Genomic DNA, 23,980 nt, shown 5'->3' with positions numbered 1-23,980 from the left:
ACAGCCTTTTTTCTCCGTTTTCCAAAGGACCCTGGCATGATTTTCGAGCATTCAAAAACGCCGCATCCCTGTTCTGCGAGGATACGGCGTTTCGTCGTTTCAAAATGATTTTGCGCTTAATGCGTTTCGTGCTGGCCGAACTGGCGGAAGACGTAAGACGCATACAGACCGTTTTGCGCGATCAGTTCTTCATGGGTTCCGCTTTCGCTGATGCCCTCGCCATCTACGACAAGAATGCGATCCGCGTTTTCGATCGTAGAAAGACGATGCGCGATCGTCAGCGACGTCCGGTTTTCGGTCAGCTTTTCAAGAGCCTGCTGGATGTAGTATTCGCTTTCGTTATCGAGTGCGGAAGTCGCCTCATCGAGAATGACGATTTTCGGATCTTTCAGGAAAATGCGCGCGATCGAAATACGCTGCTTCTGTCCGCCGGAAAGACGGGTTCCCTTTTCGCCGACACGCGTCTGCAGTCCATCGGGCAGCGATTCAATAAATTCCGCCAGGCTGGCTTTACGTGCCGCTTCCAGGACTTCTTCCTCGGTCGCGTCCCATTTTCCGTAACGAATATTGTCCGCAATGGTCCCGTCAAACAGGTAGACATCCTGCGTCACCACACCGATCTGCTGGCGCAGAGACTCGAGCGTCAGATCCCGGACATCCACACCGTCAATGCGAACGGCTCCGCCGGTCACATCGTAAAAGCGAAGGATAAGCGAACAGATCGTCGATTTTCCCGATCCGCTCGGACCAGCCAGCGCGTAGCGGCCGCCGGCAGGAATTTCGAAGCTGACCTGATCGAGCACCGGCGTGTCGTCATCGTAGCGGAAGGAAACGTGATCAAAGGCGATGTCGCCTTTCACATTTTCAAGCGATCTGGCATCGGGCTTTTCGGTAATCTGCGGTTTCGTTTCCATGACTTCTTCAAAGCGGCGAAAGCCCGTGAAGCCTTTCATCAGGCTGTCCGCAAATTCAAGAAGAATGTCGATCGGACCAATGAACACGTTGACGTAAAGAGCGAAGGCTGCCAGTTCTGCCGCCTGCATTTTTCCAGTCGCAATCAGATAGCCGCCGGCACCGATGACGGCCGTATAGAGCAGTCCCTGAAAAAAGTAGTTCGAGCTGTAGTAAATTCCCATGACGCGGTTGTTCTGAAATTTGGAATCAAGAAATTCGCGATTGGCTTTTCTGAACTTCTTCTGTTCCTGCTTTTCGCTGCCAAAGGCTTTTACAACGCGAATGCCTTCGAGCGAATCGAGCAGCGACGCGTTGATTCCGGCGATTTTCACGCGGTTAAGCTTGAACGTTTCTTTCATGCGCCGGTTCTGCTTCCAGGCGGTAATGGCCATCAGAATCGTGATCACCAGCAAAATCGAAGACAGGGTCAGGTTCATCGAAAACATGATCACAAACGAACCGATCAGCTTCACCGAGGCGATGAGCAGGTTTTCCGGGCAGTGGTGCGCCATTTCGGAAATATCCATCAAATCCGAAACCATGCGGGAACTGAGCGTCGCCGTATTGACCTGATCGTAATAGGCGTGCGAGAACTTCATGTACTGATCAAACAGATCTCTGCGCATGTCGCTTTCCATCTGGGCACCGGTATTGTGGCCCTGACACGCGACATAAAAGCGGCAGGCCGTTCGAATGCCGTACAGCACGAGCAGTCCAAGAATGACCCACGGCATCCAGTTCAGCAGCGCGGGACCGGAGATGCCCGCAGCTTTCGCGGTAAACGCGCTCAGAATGGCCGGAAAGGCAATATCGACCAGAGACAGAATCGATGCGCAGACCAGATCCAGAATCATCGCGCCTTTGTACGGTTTATAAAAGGAAAGAAAATACTTCAGTGTCTTCATGACCGATTTCTCCTCTCTTTCTGTTTCTTTCGCTCTGTCCCAGACTCGATCGCAAACGGCTGTTTCGGGGGAAAAGCAGAAGCCGTCCGAATGTCGGGACATATGAGGATCAGTATAGCGCAGAGAAAGAGGAATTTGGAAAATCCGTCCTGTCCCGGCATTTTGCGGGATTCGTTCCTAACCATTCAGAAAAATGGCCGAGAGTCAAAATGGAAACCGCTCGCTGCGCAGACAGGCGGATCCGCCTGTCTGCATCACGAATGGAAAACGGCTTTTGCGGAAGATTCTTCTGGCTTCTTACCGTCTGCAGCGCTGGCCTCCGGTTTTCCTTTCGGTTTTTCATCGTGAGAAAGCAGGCGGAAATACGTCTGATCCATACCGATGGCGCCTAGCGGTGCTGTAATCAGAATGGCAAGAACGGCTACCGAAAGCACAATCGGACCGCATGACAGACCCAGATCGAGGGCGGTCGATCCAATTGCCGCCTGCACCGTCGCTTTTGGCAGGTAGGCAATCATGCAGAACAGACGCTCCTTCTTATTGAGATGCGTGTGAAGCAGACAGAGAGAAACGCCCACGCACCGAAAGATCAGGGCTATGCCGATCATCAGTACAGCCCGTGCACCAGCCAGGGCCGCGTACTGCACATCTACCGCCGCACCGACCAACACAAACAGGAAAATTTCTGCTCCGGTCCAGAGGCTTCCAAACTGCTTCTGAAGCGTAAGCGTAATTTCTTTCTGGCTGTCTCTGGCTACCATCATGGACAGGCTCAAAACCGCAAGCAGACCGGAGAGCGACACGTATAGTTTGATCAGCGCTTCCACCGCAAGCATCAGAAAGGACAGACCAAGAACGAGAATGGCTTTGCGTTCGGCAGGAACGGCACTTCCCTTCTGGCTTTGCCACGTAAAGTATTTGGAAAGCATCCAGCCGCACGCGGCGCCTAAAAGAAGACCAAGAACAATTGAGACGGGAATGCTTAAAAAGATGGACAGCTGCGCACTGCCGCCCTGGGCCATATCGCAAAACGTACTGAAGAGCACGATGACAAATACGTCATCCAGAGACGCGCCGGCCAGGATCATCTGGGGAATGCTTTTGGATGTGCCATAGCGCTTTTCCATCAGCGTCACCATGCGCGGAACGACTACAGCAGGCGATACGGCGGCGACCACCGATCCCATTAGCGCGGCTTCGACCAGCGAGATATGAAGGAGTGCTGGGGCAAAGAGCACGAAGCCGAGAATTTCAAAGGATGCCGGCAGAAAGGACATCAGAAGAGCCGGGCGTCCGACCTGTTTAAGATCGTTCAGATTCAAGGACAAGCCGGCTTTAATCAAAATGATGACCAGCGCGATGCGGCGCAAATCCGCTGAAATGGAAAGAATGGACGGATCAAGCCAGTTCAGAAAGCTGGGTCCGATACAGATTCCGGCGAGCAGATAGCCGATAATGCGCGGCAGCCGCAGCCGTTCGCAGAGTTTCGCGAAAGCGAGTCCGATCAGGATGATCAGAGCCAGAGACGTTAACATAAAATACCTCCATAAACGCAGAAAGGCTGATGCTTTCTGCGATTCAAAAAAAAATCACAGAAGTCATCAGCCTGCATTTGTGCATGAGCGGTTCCGGTTTCCCGAGGGAGAACTTCATTCCCGTAAAGAGTATAGACACGTTTTCTTACGAATCGGTCAAAAAAGCTTCTGGAAAATCCAGAAAATTCAAAACCGTTCAAAAATCCGCGGGTCCGCCGCCTCTTCCGGCGAGGACTTCCCTCAGATCCGAATGAGAGTATGCCAAAAACCGAGCAGCTGGAATTTTCGGCTGCTCGGCATGCTGTTTCGGTTAAGTTTTGGAAAGATTTGGATCAGGCCTGAAGCGGATTTAGTCCCTGGCTGCTTCAGCAATAATGCGGGAAGCGATGTTTTCCGGAACCGGATCGTAGCGGTCCATGGAAACGGTGTAGCTTCCAAGGCCCTGTGTCATGGAGCGCAGATCGATGGCGTACTTGGACAGTTCCATCATCGGAACCTGTGCGGAGATCACCTGTTCATCGCCTTCTGGATCCATGCCCAGGATGGCGCCGCGGCGCTTATTGAGATCGCCGATGATTGTGCCGGTGTATTCATCCGGAACGCGAACGCTCAGGTTCATGATCGGTTCAAGCAGAATCGGACGGCACTTGGTCATTGCGTCTTTATACGCAAGACGGGCAGCCAGTTTGAAGGCCATTTCGGAAGAATCGACGTCGTGGTATTTGCCATCGAGCAGCGTCGTCTTCAGGTTGACCATCTTGTAGCCGGCTAGCGGGCCGACCATGGCGTTTTCACGCAGACCGGTTTCAACGGCTGGGAAGTACTGTTTCGGTACGGCGCCGCCGAATACTTTTTCGTCAAAGACGAGTTCTTCTTCATCCGGGTTTGGCGCGAATTCAACGAAGACGTGACCGAACTGGCCATGACCGCCGGACTGCTTTTTATGACGGCCTTCGCCGACGGCCGTCTTGGTGATCGTTTCGCGATACGTAACTTTCGGATCGCTCAGCAGAACTTCCGCTTTGAATTTGGATTTCAGCTTGTTGACGATGACATCCAGATGCTGGTCGCCCAGACCATAGATGACGGTTTCACGCGTTTCCGGGTTGTTTTCAACGCGGAAGGTCGGATCTTCTTCGGAAATACGGTTTAGACCGGTGGAGAGCTTGTCTTCATCGTTCTTTGTCTTAGGCGTAACCGCCTGGCCGTACAGAGCTTCGGAGAAGACGATCGGCTTATTGATCAGACGGGTACCCTTTGCGCAGAGTGTATCGTTAGTTTTCGTATTCTGCAGTTTGGAGATGGCGCCGATGTCGCCGGTAAAGAGTTTTCCGGCAGCGGTCTGATAGCGGCCTTTAATGGTGAACAGCGCACCGATTTTTTCCGGTTTGCCGGTGTTGCCGTTGACAACCTGAGAATCGGAAGCGAGCGTTCCGGAAAGAACCTTGACGTAGGAAATACGGCCTACGAACGGGTCCATGATCGTCTTGAAAACCTGTGCGGTCATGGTTTCTTCTTCCGTCGTCAGCAGTTCAACGGGTTCGCCTTCCGGCGTTTCCAGGGTGATGATTCCCTTTTCGGAATAGGACGGGAAGTACGTGATGATCAGATCCATCAGACGGCCAATGCCGCGGCTTTCGACGGCGGAGCCGGAGAATACAGGAATGATTTCACCGCTGCGTACGCCAATACGAACGCCCTTGGTCAGTTCCGTGTCGGTAAATTCTTCGCCAGAGAAGAATTTTTCCATCAGATCGTCGTCGCCCATGGCAACTGCTTCAGCGATCTGGTCTTTGTACATGGCGATTTCATCGGCCATTTCTTCCGGAACAGGCTGAGCGACGGAGTCGGAAGCTTTTGGTCCATGATGATACCAGGCTTTGTTTTTCAGAATGTTGACGGTACCTACGTATTCGCCGTTTTCAATAATTGGCACTTCAAACGGGATAACGGATTTTCCGAAAGCTTCGTGCAGAGCTGCATAAGCAGAGTCGAAGGAAGTGTTTTCTTCATCGAGATGGTTGATGAAGAAGATGGTCGGTTTATGGGAAGCAACAGCTTCTTTATAGGCGAGACGGGTTCCAGCCTGGAGCGGATCTTTCGCATTGACCACGATCAGAACGTTATCGCCTGCGGCCATTCCGGCTTCTTTTTCGCCAGTGAAGTCAAGGTAGCCCGGAGTATCGATGAAGTTGATTTTGCATTCATCCCATTCGATCGGAACGATCGAAGTGTAAATGGAGATGCCTCGCTTGATTTCTTCTGCATCGAAATCGATCAGCGAAGAACCTTCGCTGGTTTTTCCAAAGCGTTCCGTTGCATCCGTGTAGTAAAGCATCGCTTCCAGAACGGATGTTTTTCCTGCGCCGGAGTGGCCGACGACACTGACGTTGCGGACTTCGCTGCTTTTATAGTCTCTCATAATTATTTTTTCCTTTCAGACGTCTACATTTCCAGCATGGGTTCGAGCTGGGCTCTGCAGTGTTCACGTACATAATCAATCGCTTTGTTGCCCTGTTTATCGGCCATATCCTTGTCTGCGCCGTAAACGATCAGTTTTTCTACGAGCGAAGGATATCCGCCGTATGCCGCACGCATCAGAGCGGTGCAGCCGTTATTATCGAAAAGGTTCACATCGGCGTTGCGCTCGAGCAGCATGTTAATGGTGTCGCGCTTGAAGGCGATACAGGCTTCCATGAGTGCGCTGCGGCCGACTTCGTCCTGGGCGTTGATTTCTGCGCCGGCATCGAGCAGAACCTGAATGCAGCGATCCTGTCCGAGAAGAGCGGCACGCATGAGTGCGGTTCTGCCGTTGTCATCTTTTGCGTTCACGTCAGCACCGGCTTCGATCAGCGCCTTGCAGATTGTGCGGTTGCCTTTTTTGGCTGCGCCCATCAGAGCGGTTTTTCCGTATTTGTCAGCTGCATTTACATCTGCACCGTTATCGATCAGTAACTGAACGATATCCTTGCGGTCACGTTTGGCAGCGCGCATCAGTGCGGTTCTGCCGTCTCCGTTGGCGTAGTTTACATCAGCTCCGGTGCGGATCTGGCCGACTGCCATTGCGAAGTCGCCATTTGCGCATGCATCCCAGAACACCTTATTGAATTTCTGATCCATTTTGTAAATCCTCCTATAATTCTGGTATCAAAAAGCCGGGCCAGATGGCTTCAGGTCAAAAGACCCTACTGCACACTGTCCCAGCTTAATCCGGAAGAAAGCCCGGTTTTATTCCCATTAACAAGCACCGAAACAACAACATTGCTTTTCATAAAACCACTTCCTTCCTGTGAGTGACTTCATTGTAAGGGTTTCCATTTCGCCTTTCAAATTGTTTCCAAACTGGACACTTAGTCGACCGAACAGGCCGCTTTTTCGTCCGGATCAGGGTGCAGGCCGTACTTTCTGTCCGTTTAAGCCCCAAATGGCGTCCAGCAGATATCCGATCCCTTCAAAGAAACAGCACGAAAACGTAAAAAAACCTGGATTCTTCCTTTTCACGAAGAAATCCAGATTCTTTTTGGCACAACCGTTCAAACAGAAAAGCGGATTTTCCTGTTCCCTGCCCATTTTTTAGGACTGGAGTATTTCGAGCGGGCAGCATTCATCTTTCGTCCGCACATTCATAAAGCGATCAGCACGTGCTGACGACAATTTCCAGATTTTCAAAAGGCTGCGGATGAGCACTCGTCCAGTCCGTAAACTGCATGGACCAGCTGTCGAGATAGTTCAGATAGCCGCTCAGCTCAAACGTGGGGACAGCCGGCACATGGAGCGCGAAATAGTCCATGGCTTCGATGTAAAACTCGTGGGTAATGTCCACCTTCTCGCCGATCAGGACGTGTTCTTCAAGCAGCCGGCATAGTTCAATGCTTGTCGCATAGTTGTACAGGCGTCTTTTATTGTCGGGAAGATCGTAGCTGCCTTCTACATGAAGCATATCCCCGGCTTTGAGCGCTGCTTCATAGACGATGTACCAGGAAAGATCTTCGCCAAGCTGTTCAGCGATCCAATCAAAGTGTTCGAGAATCCGTTTTGTCTCACTTGCCATGCTGGTCCTCTTTCTTTGCGGCTGCCTTCATGGCTTTTTCTTCATCACGTTTTCGTCCGGCACGGGATATGAGTGCCTTGGCCAGCGCCTGCGGATCCGCAAAGGCGCCTTCTTCGCCGTTTTTAAACCGTTCCAGAACGTCGACGGCATCCAGTTCCCCTTCCAGAAGATCGGGACCTGTTTCTTCTTTTGGGCTTGCAGCCGGTGTCTCGCTGTCGGATGCGGGAAGCAACGGAAGTTCCGTTTTCTGATTTGGATTGTTCTCCGTTTCCGTGCCCTTCTCTGCTCTCGACAGATCCGAAGCCTCGGATGTTTCTGGATCTGTATTTACAGAAACAGAGGCTGGTTCGGCAGGTATTTCTTCCGAATTCGAAGCAGATGGATCAGGATTTTCCGCAGCGGACTCGTTTTTGGCTTCGTCCTCTGCTTTTTCACTCTCTGCATCTTCCGGTTCTTCTCCGCTCAGATCCGAGGCTTCGATCGTTTCGAGCTGTTCGTTGCTTAAGGTGTCGAGTTTGACCAGACGGTTGGCCTGGCGTACGACGGCTTTTTCAAAGAGATTACGCACGGTACGGCCGTTGGCAAAATCGGCATCCCGGTTTTCGTACAGATCCCTGAACATCGACTTCGCGGTTTCCTGGGCTTTTTCGGAGAGTTTGTAGCCGTTCTTTTTACAAATGCCTAAGAGAATTTCATACAGTTCTTCCGGGGTATAGTCCGGGAAATCGATGAACTTGTTAAATCGCGATTTCAGACCCGGATTGGACTGCAGGAATTCTTCCATCGGTTCGGGATAGCCGGCGACAATAACCGCCAGATCGTCACGATGGTTTTCCATCTCGACCAGAAGCGTATCGATCGCTTCCCGGCCAAAGTCGGCTTTGTCCTTGCCGGCGGCCAGGGAATAGGCTTCGTCGATAAAGAGCACGCCGCCCAGAGCGGAGTTGACGACTTCCTGCGTCTTGATTGCGGTCTGGCCGACATAGCCGCCGACCAGTTCCGAACGGTCTACTTCCACAAGCTGACCTTTGCTTAAGGCGCCGAGCGCATGATAAATGCCGGCGAGCAGCCGGGCGACGGTCGTTTTGCCCGTTCCTGGATTGCCGGTGAACACCAGATGCATCGATACGGGCATTTCCTTCATCGAACGCTCTCGACGGATCCGGCGAATCTTCAGCAGGTTGATCAGGCTGTTGACGTCTTCCTTAACGCCTTTCAGCCCGGTCAGCGAATTGAGCTCTTCCATCAGCTCATCCAGTGTTTTTTCCGGCTGTTCCGGTTTCGCTTCGGCCGTTTCACTGGTTTTGGGGGCCTGTTTATTTTGCGTTTTGGGATCGCTCGATCCGCCCATGGTCGAAGTCTGTTCCGGAAAGAGCGACGGACCGAGTTCCCGCTCCAGACGGCCGAGCGAATCGAGGGTATCGATCAGTTCCTTGGGGGTATCGGGTGCCGGCTGGTTTTTGTGAATCCAGTTGTCGAGAAACAAAATGTAAATCTGCTGGTCAAGTTCTTCAAGGGGATCCTTGCCCGCACACTCCCAGGCGTTTTTGGAAATTTCGCTGAGAACGGAAAGAATCTGTCTTTGATACGTACTGCCTGTGCCGCTTAGCTGATCGCCATGGGCAGCGACTTTGAGTACGACAGGAATGAGCGAGCTGAAATCCGACTTGTGCAGCGAAAGCCGCTTCATCAGCGCGTTGTATTCACTCGGGGTGTAGTGAAAGGACAGCACTTCGTTGATCAGAGCAGCCCGTTTGGCCTGGACACCGCCAGCCGCTTCGGCCAGATAGAGCAGCAGCGAAAGGACTTCGATGCGATACTGTTCAGTCAGCGTATTTTCAAGGGGTTTAAGAAAAGCAGGGTCCATCTGTTCGAGTGTCTGACAAAGACGATAGCCCTGCTGCCAGGCCTGGCTGGCTTTGGAAAGGTTCGAATCCATACTTTTTTCTCCAGAATGTTCGAATATCGATTTCATCGAAGCGTTCTTCCTTCCCTGCCCGATTTAGGCAGAGAACGGGAAACGTTCGATGTTGATTGACTCATGAAAATTTATTCTCATTTTACCAAAAAACCGGAGAACGAACGGCGAAGTGAAGAAAACGAAAAAGGCATGAACGCCCAGAGTAAGGATTTGGGAATTCATGCCTGTCTTTTATGAAGTTTATTTTGAATAGAAGCCAATGCCTTCATCGACCCAGCCCATCGTTACAAGACCGTCGCGTTCTGTTGCGTTAAACGTGAAATGGTGCGATCCGGCAACCGCGTTCGGGTTGTACAGACGGTATACCGGCCGATCGTTTTCACTTGCGGACGTATAGCAGGTGATGCCTTCGGCTGTCCAGCCCATTTCCACGAGTGCGGCACGCTCAGCGGTATCGAGCGTGTAGTGATGGTCGCCCGCGTTCGGGTTGTAGAGACGATACAGCGGTACGCCGTTCTTTTCGGAATGCCAGGCGACGCCTTCGTCTTTCCAGCCGTAGTTTACGCAGTTGACGAGCTCGTTGTATTCCGTCGTGTACAGATGTTCACCCGAGTTCGGGTTGTACAGGCGGTACACCGGCTCATCGATGGCCGCATACGAGGCCACATACGCGTAAATGTAGGAGTCGATGGCAACGCCGCCATTGAGCTGTTCGCTCGCCTTGGCAAATGTATGAATCGCTTCAACCTGATTGTTTTCGTTGAGCAGCGGAGCACCGGACTGACCGCTCGACGAGTCAATGGTATGCAGAACGGTACGGCGTCCGGTCATCGAATGCAGGCGGCCTTTGGCTCCATACATGCCCTGCGATTCCAGGGAAATGTTTTCATTGTACGGATAGCCGGCCAGTTCATACGTCTTGTCCAGGTTGGACTGATCCAGCGTAGCCAGCTTCAGCGGTTCCACCCCTTCAATCGGCTTTCTCAGGCGAATGAGACCAAGATCGTAGTCGGTATTGCTTGCGCCCGTTTTCGTCCAGTCAGGCGGTGCCATGAGCAGTTTGGACGAATACTGGTTGTCCGGATTGGATGGATCCTTGCCGCCCGGAACCGCCACGATCGATCTCGCCCAGCCCATGTTGTTGTCATGGTCAAAGACGCAGTGGCCGGCGGTCAGAATCGTATCCGGCGCAATCAGAAATCCAGTGCCGGAGTATACCCCGCCATTGGAAAAGGTGATGGTGAGATTGCAGATGGCGTTGTACGGCGCCACATCGGTACGGGCAATCAGATAGCGATCGTCTTCACCGATTACTTTTCGAGGAACCTTAACGGCGCTCTCGGGAATATTATCAATTTCGTCAATCGAAGCCTGCGGTTTTACGGAGTAATCTTCCGGCTCATCCGTAACATGAACGGCGGTTTCGAGACCGTTCTGTCCTTCGATGGTCTGTGAATGGGATGCCTGCAGATCCGGGCTTTCCTGGGCCTGCACGGCTGAAATGGCAGGAATGTACATCGACATGGCCAGCGCGAGCGCCGCCAGTCCGGTTTTCATTTTCTTCATTTCAATCCTTCCTCCTTTCGACTTCCGTTTTTTGTAATTGGTATTCGGACTTTGCAAGGCAAGTACAGAGAAAAAGCGATCGTGCAGAAGCTCTGCATCGTTTCGTTTTTCCTGAGTACAGGGTAACAGAATTTTTTATCGGCAGGCACGGATACCCTTTTCTGCTTTACACAGAAACCTGGGAATTTTTCAGCGCTTTTTGTTACGAGACAAAGCGAATCCACCGTAGAAAGCGATTGCTTCGCCGCTTCAGATCGCCGGCAAAAAATTTCCTGTGGTTTTTTATTATCGCAGTACGATGGTCCATTTGCAAAAATCGACAGGGAAAATGGTAAAAATCACATAAGATAACATATTGCGCAGAGCACGCAGATTTCGTGACGATTTGGGAAAGAAACTTCACCGAAACCGACAATCGGAAAACGCCATGAGCTTCCTCTTCCTTTGCCTGTCCCTTTCTATTCCTTGTCTGTACTTGTCTGTCTTTCTCGGTCCTTGTCAGTTTTTCCACTAAGACGCAAAATGCAGCGCCATCCGAAGATCGCTTCGGAAGCGCTGCATTTTTCATTTCTGTTGTGCACAGAAGATCCGCTTATTTTACAGGTTCTGCAATCGGCAGTTCTGTGCTTTCCTGAGGCTCGGTCGCGGGCCGTTCACAATCGGCTGCCGGTTCAACGGCTGGCAGATCGCTGCCTTCGGATTCTACCGCCGGCAGATCGTCATCCTGCGCTTCGACGGCAGGCAGATCTTCGGCTTTTTCAGAATCCGCCTTGGCAGGCGGTTCTTTTGCCGGAGTTTCCGCCTGAACTTCCGTTTCTGTAATCGTCACGTTTACATCGCGTTCTTCCGACACGATTTCCGCCTGCAGAATTTCTTCTTCCGGCTGTTCTTCCGGTTTCGGTTCAGCGGTTTCGATCACAGGCGTACTTGGACGCATCGCAGAACGGCTTGGAAGCGTTTCGAGATAGTCGAACGTAATCTGGCGCTTGGCCGTCTGTACATCGCGGACTTTAATACGTACCGGCATACCGAGGGTAAAGGTCTTTCCGGTATTTTCGCCGGTAAGCATCATCGTATCGGCATCGTAGTTGTAAAAGTCATCGATCATGTTGCGCAGCGGAACCATGCCTTCGACGGTGTTGTCGAGTTCGACAAAGAAGCCGAAGCTGGTGACGCCGACGATCAGGCCATCATATACTTCGCCGACTTTATTTTCCATGTATTTCGCAAATTCGAGATCGTTGACCGCCCGTTCGATCGTAACGGCATCCTTTTCCTTTTCGGACAGATGCATGGACGATTTTTCCATGCGCTTTTCATCCTTGAGCAGGCTCTTCTCGTCGTTTTTCTTATGAATGACATGACGGCGGAGCATGCGGTGAATCAGCAGGTCCGGATAACGGCGGATTGGCGATGTGAAGTGGCAGTATTCATCGAGCGCCAGACCATAGTGGCCGACGTTCTTTTCGCTGTAGCGGGCTTTCTGCATGGAGCGAACGGTGATCGTGGAAAGAATTTCCTTCTCTTCTTCGCCTTCGATCGAAGCCAGGAAGCGGGCGACATCTTTTGGCTGGCAGTTTTCGACATCCAGGTCGCAGGGCACGTGCAAAATACTGGCCATGTTGACCAGCGTCTGCAGTTTTTCGGGATCCGGATCTTCATGGATTCGGAACATGCCCGGCAGAGATTTGGAGTGAAGCTCATGAGCGACCGCAACGTTTGCCGCAATCATGGCCTCTTCAATCATCATTTCACTCCAGCCGCGATCGCGGATGAGGATATCGACAGGAACGCCTCTTTCGTCGAGTACGAATTTGGGTTCCTTCGTTTCAAAATCGATATGGCCCCGCGCTTTTCGGTCTGTTCTCGCATCTTTTTCGCCAGATCGGAGAAGGCGGTGAGCAGATTGCCGACCGGTGCATATTCCGGAACGGACTGCGGATTTTCCAAATAGGCGTTTACTTTGGAATATGTGCAGCGTGCATCCGAATGAATGACGCTCTCGTAAATTTCGTAGTCGGTCATGACGCCGTTCGGGTTGAATTCCATGGCGCACGTCAGTGTCAGACGATCCACGCCCGGGTTCAGCGAGCAGATGCCGTTAGACAGCGCGAACGGCAGCATCGGCACAACGCGGTCGGCGACATAAATCGAAGTGCCGCGCTTGTAGGCTTCGTTATCGATGTCGCTGTCTTCCTTGACGTAATGGCTGACGTCTGCGATATGGACATACAGTTTCCAGCCGCCATTGGCCAGCGCTTCAACAGAAATTGCGTCGTCAAAGTCCTTGGTGGAGTCGCCGTCAATGGTGACGGTCATCAGATCGCGCAGATCGTGGCGATCCTTCATTTCCTTTTTGTGGACGCGTTCTGGAATTTCATCGGATTCCGCGCGGACTTTCTTGCCGAAGTTCTGACGGACTTCGTTTTCCGCAAGAATGGCGCTGATGTCCACGCCCGGTTCGTCTTCCTGACCGAGCACCGCAATGATTTTTACGCGAAGCGGCGCGGAATAGTCTACGACTTTAACGACCGCCTTGGTGCCGGCCGAAAGTTTGTAAGCCTTCTGGTTGGTCACGATAAAAGAGGTGTGAAGATCCACATCGCTGCGGAATTTCAGGCCGTTGCGGGTACGGACGAAGGTTCCAGGAATGCACGTAATGCCGCGTTCATAAATGTGGACAACTTCCGGCATCAGTCCATAGTTGTGAACGAGCACTTCGTCCTTGTCCATCATCATGCGGCAGTTTTTCTTGGGGACATACAGCTTGTTCTCCTTGCAGAGAACCGCATATTCCGTTGCAGAAACGTCCTTAATCTTGCCGATCACCCATTCCTGGCCGTCAATGAAGACGTACTTTTCGTGGTCGTTATAAATGATGCGCTCATCTTCGAGCTCATTGAGCGCGATCTGAAGTTCTTTTTTTTCACGTTCCGTGCGGATGTGCATGGCTTTGCCCAGTCCGTATGGAGTCAGTTTTTTCTTTTTCTGAAGCAGTTCAACAATTTCTTCCTTCATTCAAATCCCTCCCTTTCGAGACAGTCCAGAAGTCTTTAATACCCTCTTCATACAATATCCTGTCTGTAAAATACAAAAACTTGCCTGCAAAATAAAAAAGGCCGGATGGCCTTAGACAATCTGTAAAGCGATTACAAGGGCGAAGAAAATGATGCCGCAGATGAGCGTGGCATACGAGAGAACCTTTTCGAAGCCGCGTTCTTTCTGAACCGCAAAAAGGTTAAGATCTCCGCTTCCCGTGAATGCTGCGGAAAGTCCGTCGGATTTACCGCTCTGCAGCAGGACGAGAATAATCATGATACCTGAGTCGACCATTAACAAAATATTTAAGAAGTTTTCCATACAAATCACTCTTTCTTTCTTTTTCCCGTGATCATTATAACAAACTATTTTCTAAGCCATGGCGGACAGACGCAGAAAGTCTGCCTCATCCAGGCTTGCCACGGTTTCATCGGGAATAATCCCGAGCCGTTCGATATCCGACTCCTTATGCACGCCGCTCTGGACGAAAAGAGTCTGAACTTGATTATTATAACCGAGCGCGATATCGGTTTCCAGATTATCTCCAATAATTACGGCTTCTTCTTTCGAAATATGGAGCTTATTCAAAGCCGTTTCGAGAATCGGAGCACTTGGCTTGGCGATATCGGGGCTTTTCTGTCCCGTGGCGTATTCAAACAGCGTAACGACCGAGCCGTTGCCGACTTCAAAACCACCAGGCTTGGCCAGAATGCGGTCCATATTTGTTCCGATCAGCTTTGCGCCGTTGAGCAGAAATCCCAGTGCTCTGGAATATTTCGCATAGTCTGCGGATTTATCCAGACCGATGAATACAAAAGCCGGATGGTCTTCCGTAATCGCAAAGCCTTCCAGTTCGAGCGCTTCTTTCATGCCGGCCTGTCCAATCATCCAGGCCGTTCGCGGCGTTCCGGTCTTCGCACAGTATTTTGACGCCCAGGCAGCTGCGGCCATCGCCGAATTGACGAAGTCCTCAGCGCGAATGTTCGGGTAGCCCATTTTCAGCATGTGTTCCGCGTTTTCCTGCGGCGTGCGCATGGAATTGTTGGTCAGAAAAAGATAGGGAATGTCATGCGCCTGACAGAACTCAATCGCGCGGATTCCCGCTTCGATCGGAGCCGTTCCGCGATACAGCGTACCGTCCAGATCAAAAATCATTGTTTTCTTCTTCATGTCTCTTCCTCTTTTTTCTCTTTCGTTTTCCCTGCCGGCTTCGGTTCAGCTGCCGGCAGGCCGATCGGATCGACTGGGTGTCCGCTCAAGCAGCCTTTTAAAAACAGACTTTCTGGTTTTCGTAATCCCAGACGATTTTGGGGAATGATATACCAGAAAGATATTCCGGAGCTATTGTATCGGTTTGGCGCACTCTCATCCACTGAAATCCAGATCGTTCCAGTTTGAAGGGGACGTCAAAGCTTTCAAACCGCTTTCCTTTTCAAGCCGTCTTCTTCTGGCAGACAGAGAAAAAGCAGCCTGCAATTTGATTGCGTGCAGGCTGCTTTGCTTGTTCATAATTTTCAGTTGGACTGCCTTGCTTTGCCGTTTAAAAGCTCAGGCATGCGTTTAGCGGACTTGGATTAGAATACGCGGATGCCGCCGTAAGGACGGATCTGAAGAACGTGGCATGCGCCTTCTCCAAAGGTGCTGTCCATAGTCTTCACGTACTGATCAACGAGTTCGTTTGGAACGAAGGCCTGAATTGTGCCTGCAAATCCGCCGCCGTGGACGCGGTGAGCGCCTTTTCCGTCAAGTACCAGTTCGCTTAAAGCCAGAGCCAGAGAAACCGCCTGGTTTTTGTAGTCGGATGGAGAATAGATATTCTGGAGATATTTGAAGGAAGACGTTCCGGAAGCGAGGATCTGCTTTTCAAAGCCGGCGAGATCGCCTTCGGAGAGAGCCTTAACGGCTTTCTGTACGCGTTTGTTTTCCTCAAATACGTGAATGGCACGCAGCAGTGCACGGTCGTTTTTCACGGCTTCACGCAGTTCCGGAAGACGGGAATAAAATTCCGCTTCATCCACTTCGCGCAGAACCGGCTTTCCGAAGAACTCGTCCACTTCCTTGAGTTCGAACGGAATGTCCGCATAATCCTGCGTCAGGTCGGCATGGGATGCGTGAACGTCGGTAATGCACAGGGAGGTGTTGAAGTCGGAGAAATCGATGTCGACTTTTTCGACGATCGGGTTGTGCTTATCGGCGAAGTCGATGTGAATCAGACCGCCGACGGAGCATGCGGACTGGTCCATCAGACCGCATGGTTTGCCGAAGAATACGTTTTCGGCGTACTGGCCGATTTTGGCGAGTTCAACGGGATCCAGACTCTGATTATTGTAGAGATCGGAGAAGATGTTTCCGATCATGACTTCGAACGCAGCAGAGGAAGACAGACCGCTTCCCTGCAGCACGTCGCTGGTCATATAGCCGTCGAAGCCGCCGATGTTGCCGCCGTCTTCCTTAATCTTTGCGGCGACGCCACGGATGAGGGCCTGACTGCTTTCTTTTTCATCTTCGTGCACGTTGAGGTCCGACAGATCGATTGGAGGAATATCATAATCGTCGGAAAGTACTTTTACGACACCGTCTTCTCTTGGGCTGACGATGGCGATGATATCGAGGTTGATCGAAGTGGCGAGGACCTCACCCTGCTGATGATCGGTGTGGTTTCCGATAACCTCACTGCGTCCAGGAACGGAGATGGCCTGTACATCCTTGTCTCCATACAGTTCCATGAACTTGTCGATGGCTTTGGCGTACCGAGGTTTCTGCGACTCTGCGAGGCTGCCGTAGATCTCAGTGAGACGCGCATCCTGCGCCCCGTTTACAATTTCTTCTCTTAACTGACTAGCAAGCATTCTTTTTCTCCTTTGTTAACCGCTATCAATACACCCATTCTAACAAAAACGCACTGGTTCTTTCAATGTTTACTAAAAGTCTTGAACTAAAACTTTGTTTTTACTAAAAATTAATAGAGGAGTATCATTTTTCCTCTTTTCGTCATAAGCGATACCGTTTACTATCAGAATGGACTAAATATAAGAGGTGATTTTATGGCCACATTAAAAGACGTTGCCAACCTCGCTGGCGTATCGAGTGCCAGTGTTTCGCGTATTCTCAATAATGATCTGACCCTGAGCGTGCCGCAGTCGACTCGAGACCGCGTTCTCGAAGCCGCTGAAACGCTCGGGTACGTGAAAAAGAAGAAAAAAGCTGACGTTTCGACCATGACGGTCGGCATTGTTCAGTGGGTATCCGCGGAAAATGAGGCGAGCGACCCGTATTACCTGAACATCCGCCAGGGTGTTGAAAATTATTGCTCCAACCACATGATTACCATCATCCGCTCTTTTGCTTCGGAAATGTCGATTCCGCGCCGCATGGAAAAAGTGGACGGTCTGGTGTGCATCGGTAAGTTCTCTCCGGAAGATCGCCAGAAAATGATCGCGATCTGTCCCAACATCATTTTTCTCGATATGAAACTCGATACCATTACCAACGCGTTCATCGTTCCCGACTTCAAGGGTGCGATGCGGATCGTCATGGACCACTTCATTGCCGAAGGCCACAAGAAAGTCGGCTTTTTAGGCGGGATTGAAAGCGTCAGCGGCGAAGTATACCGCGATGACCGTCTGAAATATTTCCGCCGGTTTGCGACCAAAGCCGGCCTCGAATTTGAACCGTACGTCGTAATGAAGGAATTCACCCGGGAATCCGGATACGAAATGATGAAATCGCTGATCGATGCCAAAACGGTGCCGACCGCCATTTTTGCGGCCAGCGACCCGATCGCGATCGGCGCGATGCGCGCCTGCTACGAAGCCGGCCTGCGTATTCCGGATGATCTTTCGATTATCGGCTTCGACAACATCGATGAAACCAACTACACCTATCCCCCAATGACCACCATTTTCGTTCCGACCTACGAGATCGGTTCAACGGGCATGCGCATGCTGCATGACGCCTGGAAGCGAAACGAAAACATCCAGCCTATGAAAGTGGAACTTCCCTGCTACATGATCAGCCGCCAGTCCACACGAACCGCGCCGGATGCGATTGAACTCGATATGAACAAATAGCTAAAACGTCAGGCCCATTTTGCCTGGCGTTTTTTCGTCGAAAATTCAGACAGCCGATCGACGCAGCGATCAGCCGAAGAAAAGGCAGGCTTTCCTTCCTGGGAAAACCTGCCTTGAATTATGCAGAGCTTGCTGCGCATGCTTTAGCCGTCCTGATCCCTGGGCAGCGAATGCTTTTGCCTTGAGATTTCAGGGTATGCGATCAGTCAGCGCTTGGTTCAATTTTCTGCAGATCGCCGTATTCGAAATCGGAGTTCTGCTCATTGCCGAACATCTGGTAGCTGGCATGGATTTTACGGTTTGCGGTATCGATGGATTCAACCGTAACAACGGTGCCTTTGATCGGGCCGTTGATGACTTCGGCCTTATCGCCGGGAACCACATCGAGAGTGACGTTTTCAACCGGACGATGAAGTCTTCTGAGTACGGCGTCCACTTCTTCCTGGGCTACAGGGAACGGTTTTGCTCCCTTTCCGCTCGATCCGATGAATCCGGTTACGCCCGGGGTGTTGCGGACAACGTACCAGGCTTCGTCGGTCATGCGCATGCGCACGAGAATATAGCCGGAGAAGAGATTGTGCGTCTTTGTAATTTCCTTGCCGTTTTTGTATTCCACTTCGGTTTCTTCCGCTACAACGACATCAAACAGGGAATCTTCCAGACCCATGGTGCTGATTCGTTTTAAAAGGTTTTCCTTAACACGATTTTCCTGACCGGCATACGTATTGACGACGTACCAGGCGACATCGTTGTCGTTAACTTTACTTGTCATATTGGTTCCTCTCCTTTTGAAAAGATCTGTATAATTTATATCACTGATCGAATGGTGCCCCTGATTTTAAGGACCGTAAATCCAGCGAAGTGCCGCCAAAATGGACGGATAATCAAAAAGGCAGCGCGAGTCTGCCTTTTTTGGTTAAGCCATGTAATCCAGTTTAAAGCGAAACAATCCAGCTGACGAGACCGGAGGCCGCAATTTCACAGATGAAGAAATAGAGGCCAAAGAGTGCGGTAAACAGAATTACGAGTCCGCTGGATTTCATCAGCTCTTTGAACGAAGGCCACTGTACCTTTTTCAGTTCCGCCCAGATCGCTTTGGGCGAATAGGTCGGGTCCTTGATTTCGTTTTCAGCCATTATCAAATTCCTTTACTAGTCAGTCTTATTTTGACTCTTTATGCAAAGTGTGCTTGTTGCATTTCGGACAGTACTTTCGAACTTCAAGACGGCCTGTCTGCGTCTTTTTATTTTTCTCGGTCGTATAGTTCCGGGAAAAGCATTCGGTACAAACCAAAGTAATCTTATCAGCCATAGTATGGCCTCCTTTGCAAGTTAAAAATATAGCATTCAACCCATTTTCTGTCAACAAAGCCCCGGCCTCCGGCCTCCATGCCGGTCCTTTATCGTCGGAACCTGAAATCCAAATCCAAATGCCGAAAAGAAATCGCTCAGCTCTTAAAACATCGGTTCCTTTGAAAACACTTCATGCCGTTTCCAGGCAGAGCGCGCTCTTCGCAGCGCCGTTCCGACGCGGGAGAGCGTAATGGACAGAATGGCGGATGTCTGCTTCTGGGTATAGCCCGTTCTGAGCATAGTCAGGATCTGCATGTCGAGCGCATCGAGCTCTTTGGAGAGTTCAGCGAGCACCTCATCGCAGGCGGAAGCCGCTAAATGATTTTCTTCGAGTACCATGTCGCTCTGAAAGCAGTTCTGAATATTCGGTCCGCCAAATTCACGGCGCTCAAAGCAGGCTTCCAGGGAAAGTGTATTGCGCCTTTGCAGGGAAGAAAACTGATTGGCACTGCGAATCAGGTCGGTCGCCTTGTTGCGAAGACAGGCGTAGTAGACCGTTCCGATCGAACACTTCTCATTGTCCCGATAGCGATAGATCAGCCGGTCAAACACATCGTAGGCAGCCGCGATCCAGTCTTCGTAAAGAAGAAGGGACCGAAGCATATTGTTGTAGACAAAATCGGTATAGCCGCGAAGGCTCGCAAACAGCAGCGCGTACGCTTCCTCATCGTTCATGTGAATGAGATAGAGAAGCTCGTACAGATTCCAGTCGCGCGTGCTGTTTTTGGCAGGACGGTATAAGGCATTCATCATTTTTCCCTCTTCATACCGACTGCTGCGTTGGGAATTTTATTTTTTGCTTTGAATCTCGTACATCAGGATTCCTGCAGCCACCGACGCGTTCAGCGACTGCACGGCTCCATGCATGGGAATGTGCAGTTTGAAATCGCACTGTCCCTTGACGCTTTTGGACATGCCCTTACCTTCGTTTCCAATGACGAGAACGAGCGGACGATCATACAGACCTTTGCGATAGTCGAGACTGGTCTTGTCAAAGTCGCTGCCCGCTACCCAGAAGCCGTTTTCCTTGAGCTTGATCAGCGCGTTGGAAAGGCTCGAGACACCGGCTACCGGCATCGAATACGCTGCGCCCGCAGACGTCTTTACAGCGGCCGGGGTGAGCCCGGCGCCGCCATGCTTGCACAGGATAACGCCTTTGGCACCAGCCGCATCCGCAGAACGCAGAATAGCACCGACATTGTGCGGATCCTGCACTTCGTCTAAAGCCACAAGCAGCGGCAGACGATCGAGCGCGCTGTCGCTTTCCGGGTTTGGACGGGCCCGGTCGATGAGCTCATCGAGCGTGAGCAGCGGCAGGTCCCTGACTTTAGCGGCAATCCCCTGATGGACGCCATGATCCGTCATGCGGTCCAGTTCCTTTTTCGAAACCGTGCGCAGACGAACGGATCTGGGAAGCGTGTCGAGAATGCGGCGCGTTCTGGCATCGTTCTGGCCGTTCATCAAATAAATTTCCGCGATAGTCTCCGGCTCGTTTTTCAGCGTTTCAAAGACATTTTTTCCATAGACGATCATAGAGATTCACCAAGTTTCATACAGATCGAAAGCAGTTCGTTCATGCGCTCTTCATGATGGTAAAGATACAGATAGCCAAAGAGCGCCTCCAGACCGGTGGCCTTGAGATACGTTTTCAGATCCGCACTTTTCGATGGCGATTTGACGTGCGCGTTGCGTCCGCGGCGGACGATTTCCCGTTCGTCTTCGTTAAGCAGATCTTCTTCCAGAAGCCGATCGAGAACCGTGGCCTGCCCCGTGGCCGAATTGTATTTGGCCGACTGTTTCTGCAGAACATCGGCTTTGCGCAGTCCCTTGTTCAAAAGCGTTTTTCGTACTTCCAGCGAATAGATGGCATCGCCCATCCAGGCCAGAGTTACGGGATTTTCGGATACGATTTCCATTAAACCAGTCCCTGTTCCATCAGCTTCGCCCGGCACGCATCAGCGGCGGCGAAGTCTTTTTCCTTTACAGCTGCTTTCCAGGCGCGATACAGATCCTTCTGTTCATCCGTTGCGTGATGCAGATCCAGATCGAGTCCCAGTACATAAAGCATACCGGCAATGGAGGCGTAAAGCGCATTCAGACGCTTGTAATCCAGTTCCCGCTTGCGCAGCGCACCGTTGAGTTCCTTGATGGCTGCCTGAAGCGCGGAAATAGCGTTCGGGGTGTTCAGATCATCGGCCATGGCGTCCATGAAGGCGTTCCAGCTGGCTTCATCTTTTTCAGCATTCGGATCAAAAGCGTCTGCCAGATCGAGCTGAAAAAGAGCCTGCGCTGCAGGTTTCCGGATTTTTGCGATTTCTCTGGCGGAAGACTCCAGTGCTTCCTTCGAAATCGTCAGCGGTGCGCGGTAATGCGTGCTGATGAGCATCAGACGGCAGACCGGACCGGAATACTGATCGATCAGATCCTTGGCCAGCAGGACGTTGCCTAAAGACTTGGACATCTTGTTGATCTCATGGTTTTCATCGGCGATGTTGATCATGCCGTTATGAACCCACGTATTGGCCAGAGACGTATCCCAGCTCATGCGGGCCTGCGCCACTTCGTTTTCGTGATGCGGGAACTTCAGGTCGTTTCCGCCGCCGTGAATGTCGATCAGCGGACGGCCAAAGACATCGTTGATCATTACAACGCATTCGGTATGCCAGCCGGGACGGCCTTTTCCCCAGGGAGAATCCCACTGAATGCCTTTATCGGTCTTTTTCCAGAGCGTAAAGTCGAGCGGGTTTTCTTTTTTTGTATTTTCGTCAATGCGGGCGCCGACCATCAGATCTTCTAGGCGCTGATGGGAAATTTCTCCATAGTGCGTATCGGAGCCGACACGGAAGTAGACATCGCCGTCCACCGCGTATGCTGCCCCGTTTTCGACGAGCATTTCGATAAAGGCGATAATTTTATCCATCGTCTCGGTTACGCGCGGAGTATAATCCGGCGTCTGGGCGCCAAGATCATGGCGAACGTGTTCAAATTCCTCAATATAGCGATCGGTAATCACTTTTTCCGTAGTGTTTTCTTCAATCGCCTTGGCAATGATCTTGTCATCGACATCGGTGTAGTTGCTTGCCATGGTGACGTCATAGCCAAGTGCCTTGAAGATTTTGTAAAGCGTATCAAAAACGACGACAGGTCTGGCATTTCCGATATGCGGATCGTTATAGACCGTCGGACCGCAGACATACATCGAAACCTTGCCGTCTTCCATCGGCTTGAATTCTTCGATTTTCTGCGAATAGGTGTTATAGAGCTTCATCCTTATTCCTGCTGCTTTCCATAAAGGACAGACGCCTTCCCGAGTTCGAACAGATATCCGATTCAGATCTCCGGTTCATTTGGGAAACAGGGCGCGTCTGTGCAGCTTTTCCTTTCGTCTGTTTTCAGCATTTTGCCCCATGAGGAGCCGGTTTCAATCAAAAAAGACGCAAACGGATTGAATTGCTGAACAGCCAGTCCTGTTCTGCACTTTGCGTTTTTTCCATTGAAAAAAGGAAGCTTTCACTTCCTTCGATATTCTATCAGATTTTCAACCGCCTGTTTTTCAGGCAGCGGAGCGGCCAAGGAGTTTCAGAATTTCTTCTTCGTTTGGTGTTCCTTTTAAATTCTCCAGGGCCAGTTTTGCCCACTTCTCCGTATTGGGCTTGTCCTTGTTATAGGAGTACTGCAGAGCGATCAGATACTGGAACGTACCTGCGTTCACTTTCAGGTTTTCCGGAATGTTTCCGGAAGAATCTTCGAGCTTTTTCAGTCTCTCCTTCAGTTCATCAATATATTTCGCTTCTTTCTTGAGAAGAATCGAATACTGAATTTCCAGCGGGTGGAGCTGCTGGGGCGTACCGTACGTTTTCACCAGGTCCATCATGCGGGCAGCTTTTTTGATTTTTCCCTGCGCCAGATAAATATAGAAGCCCTGTTCGCCTAACTGGGCTTTCTGACGACGGTTCAGACGCATGTTTTCCATGAACTGAATCTGATCGTCAATTTTCGCCTTATCCTGTCGGGCTTCAATCATCGTCAGACGGATGGCTTCGCGTTCAAAGGCGGAAAAGGAAACCTTAGCCAGCAGCGAATCCAGATGCGTCTGGAATTTCGCGTAGTTCTGGGTATCGATATCGTTCATCAGCTTCTGGTAATAGTAACGCTTTACCAGAGGCGGGATCAGAACAACCAGCGCGATAAAAACCGCAAAATAAAGAAGATAAATCCATCCCTGCATAGCTAGTTATTCCCTCCGGTCTTCCCCTCAAACTGGGTGAGATATTCCTTTTCTGAAGAACGGTCCTCGCTGGGATTCTGCGCGAGGCGTTCTGCCTTTTCCCGTTTGGCGTTTTCAATAAACATGTTGATGAACATTTCATCCACACCGTCTTTTCTCATGCTTTCGACATAGGCCGCCGTCAGATCGTCGACCTCTTCTGCCAGCCGGCTGTACTCGCTGTCAACCAGGCGTTCTCGAATTGCCATATTACAAATCCTTTCTCTTAAACAATTACTTTCAATTTACCTGCTTCTGAGTGCTTACACAACAGAAACCGGATGTAGAGCGTGCTTCGAAGGCAGAAACTTCAAACGCTT

The 23,980-nt window shown here is 51.1% G+C and carries 22 protein-coding genes and 1 riboswitch; of the genes, 1 reads left to right on the top strand and 21 read right to left on the bottom strand.

All coding sequences use genetic code 11. The features are described from left to right. Positions 1-116: 116 nt before the first annotated feature. The 12 genes from Afil_RS01875 to Afil_RS01820 form a co-directional block, all read right to left on the bottom strand. Positions 117-1,859 (bottom strand): ABC transporter ATP-binding protein, encoded by a 1,743-nt coding sequence (locus tag Afil_RS01875; RefSeq protein WP_230266830.1) that lies wholly within the window; start codon positions 1,857-1,859, stop codon positions 117-119. A gap of 254 nt (positions 1,860-2,113) precedes the next feature. After that, positions 2,114-3,394 carry a cation:proton antiporter gene (locus tag Afil_RS01870; protein WP_230266829.1) on the bottom strand — a complete coding sequence of 427 codons (1,281 nt, stop codon included), beginning with the start codon at positions 3,392-3,394 and terminating at the stop codon, positions 2,114-2,116. A gap of 50 nt (positions 3,395-3,444) precedes the next feature. Beyond that, positions 3,445-3,525: riboswitch (Fluoride riboswitch) on the bottom strand. Between the two features lie 218 nt (positions 3,526-3,743). Beyond that, positions 3,744-5,816 carry an elongation factor G gene (gene fusA / locus Afil_RS01865; RefSeq protein ID WP_230266828.1) on the bottom strand — a complete coding sequence of 691 codons (2,073 nt, stop codon included), beginning with the start codon at positions 5,814-5,816 and terminating at the stop codon, positions 3,744-3,746. A 23-nt stretch (positions 5,817-5,839) separates the two neighbouring features. Next, positions 5,840-6,514, bottom strand: coding sequence for an ankyrin repeat domain-containing protein (locus Afil_RS01860; protein WP_230266827.1), 675 nt, complete (start codon positions 6,512-6,514; stop codon positions 5,840-5,842). A 514-nt stretch (positions 6,515-7,028) separates the two neighbouring features. Further along, positions 7,029-7,445 (bottom strand): hypothetical protein, encoded by a 417-nt coding sequence (locus tag Afil_RS01855; RefSeq protein ID WP_230266826.1) that lies wholly within the window; start codon positions 7,443-7,445, stop codon positions 7,029-7,031. Further along, positions 7,435-9,384 (bottom strand): AAA family ATPase, encoded by a 1,950-nt coding sequence (locus tag Afil_RS01850; RefSeq protein WP_230266825.1) that lies wholly within the window; start codon positions 9,382-9,384, stop codon positions 7,435-7,437. The genes Afil_RS01855 and Afil_RS01850 overlap by 11 nt, the downstream gene beginning before the upstream one ends. Positions 9,385-9,606: 222 nt before the next feature. Continuing rightward, entirely contained in the window at positions 9,607-10,932 is a 1,326-nt protein-coding gene (locus tag Afil_RS01845; RefSeq protein WP_230266824.1) for a trypsin-like peptidase domain-containing protein, read from the bottom strand. 592 nt (positions 10,933-11,524) lie between these two features. Further along, the gene (locus Afil_RS11325) at positions 11,525-12,772 is read right to left on the bottom strand and encodes an RNB domain-containing ribonuclease (RefSeq protein WP_369413414.1); all 1,248 of its coding nucleotides are present in this window, start codon (positions 12,770-12,772) and stop codon (positions 11,525-11,527) included. Continuing rightward, positions 12,679-13,950, bottom strand: a complete 1,272-nt coding sequence (locus Afil_RS01835; protein ID WP_369413413.1) for an RNB domain-containing ribonuclease — start codon at positions 13,948-13,950, stop codon at positions 12,679-12,681. Before Afil_RS01835 ends, Afil_RS11325 begins: the two co-directional genes overlap by 94 nt. A 111-nt stretch (positions 13,951-14,061) precedes the next feature. Further along, a complete protein-coding gene (secG, locus tag Afil_RS01830; protein ID WP_230266823.1) occupies positions 14,062-14,292 on the bottom strand; it encodes a preprotein translocase subunit SecG in 231 nt (76 codons plus the stop codon). Between the two features lie 51 nt (positions 14,293-14,343). Further along, positions 14,344-15,141: an HAD-IIA family hydrolase gene (locus Afil_RS01825; protein ID WP_230266822.1), complete on the bottom strand. Its 798-nt coding sequence runs from the start codon at positions 15,139-15,141 to the stop codon at positions 14,344-14,346. Positions 15,142-15,545: 404 nt separating this feature from the next. After that, positions 15,546-16,820, bottom strand: a complete 1,275-nt coding sequence (locus Afil_RS01820; protein ID WP_230266821.1) for a galactokinase — start codon at positions 16,818-16,820, stop codon at positions 15,546-15,548. A gap of 195 nt (positions 16,821-17,015) precedes the next feature. Between Afil_RS01820 and Afil_RS01815 the strand changes: the two genes are divergently transcribed. Continuing rightward, on the top strand, positions 17,016-18,041 hold the full coding sequence (locus Afil_RS01815; RefSeq protein ID WP_230266820.1) for a LacI family DNA-binding transcriptional regulator: 1,026 nt from the start codon (positions 17,016-17,018) through the stop codon (positions 18,039-18,041). A gap of 202 nt (positions 18,042-18,243) precedes the next feature. Here Afil_RS01815 and nusG read toward each other — a convergent pair whose 3' ends face one another. The 9 genes from nusG to Afil_RS01770 all read right to left on the bottom strand — a co-directional run bounded on the left by nusG (position 18,244) and on the right by Afil_RS01770 (position 23,869). Next, entirely contained in the window at positions 18,244-18,813 is a 570-nt protein-coding gene (gene nusG / locus Afil_RS01810) for a transcription termination/antitermination protein NusG (protein ID WP_230266819.1), read from the bottom strand. A gap of 163 nt (positions 18,814-18,976) precedes the next feature. After that, positions 18,977-19,177, bottom strand: coding sequence for a preprotein translocase subunit SecE (secE, locus tag Afil_RS01805; protein ID WP_230266818.1), 201 nt, complete (start codon positions 19,175-19,177; stop codon positions 18,977-18,979). A gap of 25 nt (positions 19,178-19,202) precedes the next feature. After that, a complete protein-coding gene (rpmG, locus tag Afil_RS01800) occupies positions 19,203-19,352 on the bottom strand; it encodes a 50S ribosomal protein L33 (RefSeq protein WP_230266817.1) in 150 nt (49 codons plus the stop codon). A 143-nt stretch (positions 19,353-19,495) separates the two neighbouring features. Continuing rightward, positions 19,496-20,146, bottom strand: coding sequence for a hypothetical protein (locus Afil_RS01795; RefSeq protein ID WP_230266816.1), 651 nt, complete (start codon positions 20,144-20,146; stop codon positions 19,496-19,498). A 36-nt stretch (positions 20,147-20,182) separates the two neighbouring features. Further along, on the bottom strand, positions 20,183-20,926 hold the full coding sequence (rlmB, locus tag Afil_RS01790; protein ID WP_230266815.1) for a 23S rRNA (guanosine(2251)-2'-O)-methyltransferase RlmB: 744 nt from the start codon (positions 20,924-20,926) through the stop codon (positions 20,183-20,185). Then, positions 20,923-21,309, bottom strand: a complete 387-nt coding sequence (locus Afil_RS01785) for a Mini-ribonuclease 3 (RefSeq protein WP_230266814.1) — start codon at positions 21,307-21,309, stop codon at positions 20,923-20,925. The genes rlmB and Afil_RS01785 overlap by 4 nt, the downstream gene beginning before the upstream one ends. Next, positions 21,309-22,661 (bottom strand): cysteine--tRNA ligase, encoded by a 1,353-nt coding sequence (gene cysS / locus Afil_RS01780; protein WP_230266813.1) that lies wholly within the window; start codon positions 22,659-22,661, stop codon positions 21,309-21,311. The genes Afil_RS01785 and cysS overlap by 1 nt, the downstream gene beginning before the upstream one ends. Before the next feature lie 285 nt (positions 22,662-22,946). Beyond that, on the bottom strand, positions 22,947-23,621 hold the full coding sequence (locus Afil_RS01775) for a hypothetical protein (RefSeq protein WP_230266812.1): 675 nt from the start codon (positions 23,619-23,621) through the stop codon (positions 22,947-22,949). 2 nt (positions 23,622-23,623) lie between these two features. After that, positions 23,624-23,869, bottom strand: a complete 246-nt coding sequence (locus Afil_RS01770) for a hypothetical protein (protein WP_230266811.1) — start codon at positions 23,867-23,869, stop codon at positions 23,624-23,626. Positions 23,870-23,980: the final 111 nt, after the last annotated feature.

The sequence above is a fragment of the Allobaculum fili genome (assembly GCF_020969955.1).
Classification (GTDB): domain Bacteria; phylum Bacillota_I; class Bacilli_A; order Erysipelotrichales; family Erysipelotrichaceae; genus Allobaculum; species Allobaculum fili.
Note: the sequence above shows the minus strand (reverse complement) of the source record. Positions and strands in the feature narration are given on the sequence as shown.

Bases quoted from the DNA above. Each gene is read 5' to 3' on its own strand.
- cysS (WP_230266813.1), bottom strand. From the start codon at position 22,661: ATGAAGCTCTATAACACCTATTCGCAGAAAATCGAAGAATTCAAGCCG.
- rpmG (WP_230266817.1), bottom strand. From the start codon at position 19,352: ATGGCTGATAAGATTACTTTGGTTTGTACCGAATGCTTTTCCCGGAAC.
- nusG (WP_230266819.1), bottom strand. From the start codon at position 18,813: ATGACAAGTAAAGTTAACGACAACGATGTCGCCTGGTACGTCGTCAAT.
- Afil_RS01870 (WP_230266829.1), bottom strand. From the start codon at position 3,394: ATGTTAACGTCTCTGGCTCTGATCATCCTGATCGGACTCGCTTTCGCG.
- Afil_RS01775 (WP_230266812.1), bottom strand. From the start codon at position 23,621: ATGCAGGGATGGATTTATCTTCTTTATTTTGCGGTTTTTATCGCGCTG.
- rlmB (WP_230266815.1), bottom strand. From the start codon at position 20,926: ATGATCGTCTATGGAAAAAATGTCTTTGAAACGCTGAAAAACGAGCCG.
- Afil_RS01875 (WP_230266830.1), bottom strand. From the start codon at position 1,859: ATGAAGACACTGAAGTATTTTCTTTCCTTTTATAAACCGTACAAAGGC.
- Afil_RS01835 (WP_369413413.1), bottom strand. From the start codon at position 13,950: ATGAAGGAAGAAATTGTTGAACTGCTTCAGAAAAAGAAAAAACTGACT.
- Afil_RS01850 (WP_230266825.1), bottom strand. From the start codon at position 9,384: ATGGATTCGAACCTTTCCAAAGCCAGCCAGGCCTGGCAGCAGGGCTAT.
- secE (WP_230266818.1), bottom strand. From the start codon at position 19,177: ATGGCTGAAAACGAAATCAAGGACCCGACCTATTCGCCCAAAGCGATC.
- Afil_RS01770 (WP_230266811.1), bottom strand. From the start codon at position 23,869: ATGGCAATTCGAGAACGCCTGGTTGACAGCGAGTACAGCCGGCTGGCA.
- Afil_RS01815 (WP_230266820.1), top strand. From the start codon at position 17,016: ATGGCCACATTAAAAGACGTTGCCAACCTCGCTGGCGTATCGAGTGCC.
- Afil_RS01825 (WP_230266822.1), bottom strand. From the start codon at position 15,141: ATGAAGAAGAAAACAATGATTTTTGATCTGGACGGTACGCTGTATCGC.
- Afil_RS01795 (WP_230266816.1), bottom strand. From the start codon at position 20,146: ATGATGAATGCCTTATACCGTCCTGCCAAAAACAGCACGCGCGACTGG.
- Afil_RS01820 (WP_230266821.1), bottom strand. From the start codon at position 16,820: ATGCTTGCTAGTCAGTTAAGAGAAGAAATTGTAAACGGGGCGCAGGAT.
- Afil_RS01860 (WP_230266827.1), bottom strand. From the start codon at position 6,514: ATGGATCAGAAATTCAATAAGGTGTTCTGGGATGCATGCGCAAATGGC.
- fusA (WP_230266828.1), bottom strand. From the start codon at position 5,816: ATGAGAGACTATAAAAGCAGCGAAGTCCGCAACGTCAGTGTCGTCGGC.
- Afil_RS01785 (WP_230266814.1), bottom strand. From the start codon at position 21,309: ATGGAAATCGTATCCGAAAATCCCGTAACTCTGGCCTGGATGGGCGAT.
- secG (WP_230266823.1), bottom strand. From the start codon at position 14,292: ATGGAAAACTTCTTAAATATTTTGTTAATGGTCGACTCAGGTATCATG.
- Afil_RS01845 (WP_230266824.1), bottom strand. From the start codon at position 10,932: ATGAAGAAAATGAAAACCGGACTGGCGGCGCTCGCGCTGGCCATGTCG.
- Afil_RS01855 (WP_230266826.1), bottom strand. From the start codon at position 7,445: ATGGCAAGTGAGACAAAACGGATTCTCGAACACTTTGATTGGATCGCT.